Source organism: Cupriavidus sp. 01L46, assembly GCF_056399905.1.
Map to the genome: position 1 here is coordinate 1 of NZ_JBFTSF010000319.1, position 6,547 is coordinate 6,547.

The following is a 6,547-nucleotide window of genomic DNA, read 5'->3' on the forward strand; positions in this document are numbered from 1 at the left end:
GCGTATAGGCGGCCAGCAGGAAGACATAGCTGCGCGGCGTGCGCTGCAACAGCGAGAAGTAGAGCAAGCCCCCCGTCCACAGGGCGATCGCGGCCATCAGCAACACCGGCGCGTTGACCAGCAACGGCACCGTGACCACCGCTGCCGTCGCGCCCAGCACCGTGCCCGCCACGCGATAAGCGGCCTTGGAGCGGGTGGCGCCAGTCAGCGGGTGAGAAACAAAATAGACGGTTGCCATGGCCCAGTAAGGGCGGGGCAAACCTAGCGCGAGCGCGATATAAAGTGCCAGCATCGAGGCGGCAAACGCCTTCAGTGAAAAGAGCCACTGTCGTGCGCTGGGCCAGCTAGCCATGACGCGAATATCCATTGGAAAGAGCGTAGGCCCGAAGTGTAGCCAACTGGCGGACATTCCTGGCATGATTTAAAATTACAAATCACATTCGCTTTTTTCATGGCAAAGGAAGTGCCCAATGCCCATCGATATCCGCGCGCTGCGCTACTTCGTTGAAACCGTTCGCCTGAAGAGCTTCACCCAGGCGGCGACGTCCCTGTTCGTCACGCAATCCACCATCAGCAAGATGGTGCGGCAACTGGAAGACGAGATCGGCCAGCCACTGCTGATCCGCGAAGGCAAGCAGGTGCGGCTGACCGACGTGGGGCGCGTGGTCTACGAGCGCGGGCAGGAAGCGCTTGGCGTGGTGCACCGGCTTACGCTGGAAGTGGCCGATCTCTCGTCGCTAGGCCGTGGCCAGCTGACCGTGGGAATCCCGCCCATGGCCAACCTGTTCTTCTCGCCGGCCGTCAGCGCCTTCCGCCAGCGCTATCCGAACCTGGAGCTCAGCCTGGCCGAACACGGCGGCCATATGGTGGAGCAGCAAGTGGCCAATGGCGAACTCGAAGTCGGCGCTACCGTACTGCCCCGGGACAGCGGCCTGGAACTGGCCACACGTGAGTTCGCCAAATACCCGATCTGGGTCGCGGGCCCCCGCAAGGCCAGCTGGGCCAAGGGCAAGACCGTTACCTTGGCCGCGCTGCGCGACGAGCCCCTGCTGATGCTGACTGAAGACTTCTCCCTGACCCGCAAGCTGCGGCAGGCCTTTCTCGACGCCCGGCTTGAGCCCCGCATCGTGGCGCAAAGCGGGCACTGGGACTTCCTCGCCTCGATGGCCGCGGCCGGGCTGGGCACCACCTTCCTGCCGCAACCACTGCTGGACAAGCTCGATATCCGCGACAAGCTCGCCGTGGCACGGCTCACGGAGCCAGCCATGGACTGGGCGCTCGCCCATATCTGGTCGCCCGGCCGCTACCTATCGCATGCGGCGCGGGCGTGGTTTTCGGTCTGCGAGGAAGTGCTGGGGGCGTGACAAACGTACGTATCCACGCCACTACCTCGAAAACGCCTCAAACACCAACTGCCGCAACCATTGGTTGGCCGGCTCCCGATTGTTCTTGGCATGCCAGAGCACGTTGATCACGATATCGGGAATCTTCACCGGGCACGGCGCCGTCTCCAGCCCGAAGGGCTTTAACGTGCGCTCGGCATAGGCCTGCGGCACCACCGCGATCAGGTCGGTCGTCTGCAGGATATGGCCCACAGCCACGAAGTGCGGGACGTGCAGGCGGACCTGGCGCGGCACGCCGGCGMGCTGGATCACTTCGTCCACCATGCTGTGCCCGGTGCCTGCCGCGACGATCGCTACGTGCTCGGCACTGCCAAACGACTTGAGGGTCATGCCCTCGCGGGCCAGGGGATGGCCCTGGCGGAACAGGCAGACGTAGCGCTGGCGGAACAGCCGCCGCTGGAAGAAGCCGGCCTTGAGGTCCGGCATGAAGCCGATCGCCAGGTCCACGCGGCCGCTTTCCATTTCYTCGCGCAAGTTCACCGTATGGTTGCGCACCGTGCTGATGGTCACGCCGGGCGCCACCTCGGACAGCCGCTTCATCAGGTCGGGCAGGAAATAGATCTCGCCGATATCCGTCATGGCGATGGTGAAGCCGCGCGCGCTGGTGGCCGGCTCGAACACGGACTGCGCATTGAGCGTGTTGTGGATGGCGCCGAGCGCATAACCGATCGGCTCCGCCAGGTTCTCCGCGAACGGCGTGGGCACCATGCCCTTGGCGGTGCGCAGGAATAGCTCGTCGCCCAGCAGCTTGCGCAGGCGATTGAGCGCGTTGCTGATGGCCGGCTGCGAAGTGCCCAGCGCTTCGGCCACGGCGGACACCCGCCTCAGGCGCAGCAGTTCATTGAACACGACCAGCAGGTTCAGGTCGATCTCCCGCAGCTCCATCTCAGACCCCTTTATCACTTAGAGTGATATGACGTATCACCTTCCTTCTATTTATTAATTCTACCTGCGGCGCCAACATACGCCCATCGGCAAACGGCAAACGGCAAACGGATGCCAGGTAGAACTAGTTGGAGACGCCCCCCCATGGAAGTATCCATCCACCCGCTGGACAGAACGCTGCACGCGCAAGCCGGCGACAACCTGCTGGACGTGCTGCGGGCCAACCAGGTACCCATCTCGTATAGCTGCATGGCGGGACGCTGTGGCACCTGCCGCTGCAAGGTCCTGGCCGGCCGCACCCAGGCGAGCGGCCCCGAGGATTCGCGCGCGCCCATGGCCGCCGGCCAGTCGGTGCTGGCGTGCCAGACCACGCTGGTAGAGAGCTGCGCGATCGAGATCCCGGAACTCGACGAGGTCGTGGTGCATCCCGCCAGGATCCTCAAGGGCACCGTGACCGCTCTGGACGACCTGACCCATGACATCAAGCGGGTCCGCGTGGCGATTCCCAAGCCGCTCGACTTCTCGCCGGGACAGTASGCCACGCTGCAGTTCACGCCGCGCCATATCCGGCCTTACTCGATGGYGGTGGCGCACGGCGCGGGCGAGCTCGAATTCCATATCCGGCTGGTGCCCGGCGGGCGCGTGACGTCCTATGTGGCGTCGGAACTCAAGGTTGGCGATGCCATCCGCGTCAGCGGCCCGCTGGGCACGGCGTACCTGCGGCGCAAGTTCGACGGGCCCGTGGTGTGCATCGCGGGCGGCACCGGGCTGGCCCCGATCCTGTCGATCCTGCGCGGCATGCTCGACGGCGGCATGCGCAACGAGGTGCACGTTTATTTTGGCGTTCGCACGCATGCCGACCTCTATGGCCTGGAATGGCTGCGCGAGCTGCAGGCGCGCCATGCCGCAATGCATGTGCACGTGGTGGTGGCATCGGCCGGCGACGGCAACGGCTACCGGGGCGGCGTGGTGACCAAGGCGGTGGCCGACGACTGGGCCCACATGCAGGGCTGGYGCGCCTACCTGGCGGGCGCCCCGGTCATGGTCGACGCCGCCTCCATCCTGCTCCGCCAAAGAGGCATGGACCCCGACCACATCCATGCCGACGCCTTCCACGCCAGCGGCGTCTGACCCGTTGCGTCCCCACATCACGAACATCGCGGAGACAAACCATGCGCGAGCAAGCTGTTGTATTCAAGAAGAAGGAATGGAAGGACGAAGGCTCCAGCCGGATCCCCTTCTGGGCCTATACCGATGACGACGTCTACCGGCAGGAGCTGGAGCGCTTCTTCTACGCTGGCCACTGGTGCTATATCGGGCTCGAAGCGGAAATCCCGAACGCCGGCGACTTCAAGCGCACCGCCATCGGCGAGCGCTCGGTCATTGCCAGCCGCACGGCGGATGGCGAGATCTACGTGGTGGAGAACGTCTGCGCGCATCGCGGCGTGCAGTTCTGCCGCGAGCGCTCCGGCAACCGCAAGGACTTCACCTGCCCCTATCACCAGTGGAACTACGACCTCAAGGGCAACCTCGTTGGCGTGCCGTTCCGGCGCGGCGTCAAGCTCGACGGCAAGGTCAATGGCGGCATGCCCGCCGACTTCGACCCGAAGGCGCACGGCCTGACCAAGCTCAAGGTGGCGCGCCGCAACGGCGTGATCTTCGCCTCGTTCGACCATGAGGTGCCGGCGCTGGAGGACTATCTCGGCCCGACCATCCTGGCCTACTTCGACCGTGTCTTCGACGGCCGCAAGMTGACCATCCTCGGCTATAGCCGCCAGCAGATTCCCGGCAACTGGAAGCTGATGCAGGAGAACATCAAAGACCCATATCACCCGGGGTTGCTGCACACGTGGTTCGTGACCTTCGGGCTCTGGCGCGCCGACAACAAGTCGGCGCTCAAGATGGACGAGCACTTCCGCCACGCGGCGATGATCTCCACGCGCGGCCAGGGCGGCAAGGGCGATGTCACCAGCGGCGTGTCCAGCTTCAAGGAGCAGATGAGCCTGCACGACGACCGCTTCCTCGATGTGGTGCAGGAACCCTGGTGGGGAGAGCCCACGGCGGTGATGATGACGCTGTTCCCCAGCGTCATCATCCAGCAGCAGGTCAACTCCGTGTCGACGCGGCATATCCAGCCCACCGGCCACGGCTCGTTCAACTTCGTGTGGACGCACTTCGGCTTCGAGGGCGACGATGCCGACATGACCCGGCGCCGCCTGCGCCAGGCCAACCTGTTCGGCCCGGCCGGCTTTGTCTCGGCCGACGACGGCGAAGTGATCGAGTTCTCCCAGCAAGGCTTCGAGCAAAAGCCGTTCCACCGGACGGTGGCGGAACTCGGCGGGCGCGAGATCGGCGATACGGACCACATGGTGACCGAGACACTGATCCGCGGGATGTACAACTACTGGCGCCGCGTGATGGAGGCCTGAGACATGCTCGACTTCGAAACCTACACGCAGGTGCTGGCGCTGTACGCGGACTACGCTGCCGCGCTGGACAACAACGAATGGGACAAATGGCCCGGCTTCTTCACCGAGGCCTGCGTCTACAAGCTCCAGCCGCGCGAGAACCACGAAGCCGGTCTCCCGCTTGCCACGCTCTCCTTCGAGAGCCGCGGCATGCTCAAGGACCGCATCTATGGCGCGACCGAGACCATCTTCCACGATCCGTACTACCAGCGCCATGTGGTCGGCATACCGCGCATCCTGAAGACCGACGCGGAGCGGATCGACGCCGAGGCCAGCTACGCGGTCTTTCGCACCAAGCCGGATGGGCAATCCACCGTGTACAACGTGGGCCGCTATATCGATGTGATCCGGCGCACGGAGCACGGGCTGAAGTTCGAGTCCCGGCTATGCGTGTTCGACAGCGAGATGATCGCCAACTCGATCATCTACCCGATTTGAATATTGAGATTTGAGGCAAACCATGTCGAAGCAATGGACCCAAGTGATCCCGCTGGTGGCAATCCCCAAGGACGATGTCGTGGCGGTCAACGCACTCGGCAAGGAAATCGCGCTGTACAGCGTGGGCGACGAAATCTATGCCACGGACAACGCTTGCAGCCATGGCAACGCGCGTCTGTGCGACGGCTTCCTGGACGGGCACGAGATCGAGTGCCCGCTGCACCAAGGCAAGTTCGACGTGCGCACCGGACGGGCGATGTGCGAGCCGCTGACCAGCGATATCCAGGCGTATAGCGTGAAGGTGGAGAACGGCGCGGTGTTCGTGGCGCTGTAGGCACGACGACGCCGGCGAGCCACGCCAGGCACGCCGGCGCAAAAGAACCAACGCCAGCATCAGGACCTTGCCGGCGTCTCCAGCGCCGAGCGCACCACAAACGTCATGATCACCGCGAACACCAGCATGGCGGCCAGGAAGTAGAGTCCCGAGGCCAGCTTGCCCGTCGCATCCTTGATCAGGCCGATCCCGTAGGGGCCAAGGTAGCCGCCCAGGTTGGCCAGCGAGTTGATCGTCGCGATGCCCACGGCGGCGCTGGCGCCGGTCAGGAACTGGCCCGGCAGCGCCCACACCACCGCCTGGATCGAATAGATCGAGAACGCAGTCAGGCAGATGAAGAGGAACTGCAGCGCGGGCGTCTGGACCCAGGCGCTGGCCGCCATCGTGATCGCGCCCATGGCCGACACCACGATGATGTGCCAGTAGCGCTCGCCCTTGCGATCTGAATGCCGTGGCACCAGGTACAGCCCGACCACCGCGAACAGGTACGGTACCGCCGACAGCAGGCCCGTGGTGGCATCCGTCACGCCGAACTGCTTGATGATGGTGGGCAGCCACAGCGACAAGCCGTAGATGCTGAGCGGGAACGGCAGGAACAGCAGGGCCAGCAGCAGCACGCGCTTGTCCTTGAGCGCGCCAAGCGGGTTACCGTGCGCCTTGAGCGCGAACGTGGACTGGTCCGCCGCCAACTCGCGCTCGATCCAGGCGCGGTCCGCCGGCGCCAGCCAGCGTGCCTGCGATGGAGACTCGGGCAGGATGCGCAGTGTGGGCAAGCACAGGAGCACCGCGGGCAGCCCGCTGAGCACGAACAGGGTCTGCCAGTTGGTCAAGCCAAACAGCCCGCTGGTGGACAGCACCCAGCCGGCGATCGGCCCGGTGACGATCAGGGCGATGGGCTGCGCGAGCACCAGCAGGCCRATGATGCGGGCGCGATGGCGCATCGGGAACCACTTGGTCAGGAAGTACAGGATGCCGGGAAAGAGGCCCGCCTCGGCCGCGCCCAGCAGGAAGCGCAGCAC

General features: G+C 64.9%; 8 protein-coding genes. 5 read left to right on the forward strand and 3 right to left on the reverse strand.

Annotated features, from left to right (window positions below):
• On the reverse strand, positions 1-352 hold a 352-nt coding region (locus tag AC1DS3_RS32915; RefSeq protein WP_477128803.1), incomplete at its 3' end, for an FUSC family protein.
• Between the two features lie 118 nt (positions 353-470).
• On the opposite strand from AC1DS3_RS32915, the gene AC1DS3_RS32920 reads away from it, so the two are divergent.
• Positions 471-1,364, forward strand: coding sequence for a LysR family transcriptional regulator (locus AC1DS3_RS32920; protein WP_441634083.1), 894 nt, complete (start codon positions 471-473; stop codon positions 1,362-1,364).
• Positions 1,365-1,385: 21 nt separating this feature from the next.
• Here the strand turns inward: AC1DS3_RS32920 and AC1DS3_RS32925 are convergent, their stop codons facing one another.
• Positions 1,386-2,288, reverse strand: a complete 903-nt coding sequence (locus tag AC1DS3_RS32925; protein WP_477128804.1) for a LysR family transcriptional regulator — start codon at positions 2,286-2,288, stop codon at positions 1,386-1,388.
• 144 nt (positions 2,289-2,432) lie between these two features.
• Between AC1DS3_RS32925 and AC1DS3_RS32930 the strand changes: the two genes are divergently transcribed.
• The 4 genes from AC1DS3_RS32930 to AC1DS3_RS32945 are packed head-to-tail and all read left to right on the forward strand — an operon-like array spanning position 2,433 to position 5,528.
• On the forward strand, positions 2,433-3,419 hold the full coding sequence (locus AC1DS3_RS32930; RefSeq protein WP_477128805.1) for a 2Fe-2S iron-sulfur cluster-binding protein: 987 nt from the start codon (positions 2,433-2,435) through the stop codon (positions 3,417-3,419).
• A gap of 41 nt (positions 3,420-3,460) precedes the next feature.
• The gene (locus AC1DS3_RS32935) at positions 3,461-4,717 is read left to right on the forward strand and encodes an aromatic ring-hydroxylating dioxygenase subunit alpha (protein WP_477128806.1); all 1,257 of its coding nucleotides are present in this window, start codon (positions 3,461-3,463) and stop codon (positions 4,715-4,717) included.
• A gap of 3 nt (positions 4,718-4,720) precedes the next feature.
• Positions 4,721-5,194, forward strand: coding sequence for an aromatic-ring-hydroxylating dioxygenase subunit beta (locus AC1DS3_RS32940; protein WP_441634091.1), 474 nt, complete (start codon positions 4,721-4,723; stop codon positions 5,192-5,194).
• 22 nt (positions 5,195-5,216) lie between these two features.
• Positions 5,217-5,528, forward strand: coding sequence for a non-heme iron oxygenase ferredoxin subunit (locus AC1DS3_RS32945; protein WP_441634093.1), 312 nt, complete (start codon positions 5,217-5,219; stop codon positions 5,526-5,528).
• A gap of 59 nt (positions 5,529-5,587) precedes the next feature.
• Here the strand turns inward: AC1DS3_RS32945 and AC1DS3_RS32950 are convergent.
• The coding region (locus tag AC1DS3_RS32950; RefSeq protein WP_477128807.1) for an MFS transporter at positions 5,588-6,547 on the reverse strand (960 nt) is incomplete at its 5' end.